Source organism: Flavobacterium celericrescens (assembly GCF_011392075.1).
In the GTDB taxonomy this organism is placed as follows: Bacteria; Bacteroidota; Bacteroidia; order Flavobacteriales; family Flavobacteriaceae; genus Flavobacterium; species Flavobacterium celericrescens.
Genome location: NZ_JAAJBV010000030.1, coordinates 1 through 237 on the forward strand (window position 1 = coordinate 1; position 237 = coordinate 237).

General features: G+C 46.8%; 1 pseudogene. It reads right to left on the minus strand.

The features are described 5' to 3' along the window. Positions 1-237: pseudogene (locus tag G4L40_RS12975) on the minus strand (FKBP-type peptidyl-prolyl cis-trans isomerase); the annotation flags it as partial.

Genomic DNA, 237 nt, shown 5'->3' on the forward strand with positions numbered 1-237 from the left:
CTGTGTCTTGTGCGTCAGAAGGGTTTCCGTCTCCGTTTGGATCTGGATTCTCAAACTCTGTATCTACTAAGTCACCATCATCATCTACATCTAAGTAGTCTGGTGTACCGTCACCGTCTGTGTCTTGCGCGTCAGAAGGGTTTCCGTCTCCGTTTGGATCTGGATTCTCAAACTCTGTATCTACTAAGTCACCATCATCATCTACATCTAAGTAGTCTGGTGTACCGTCACCGTCTG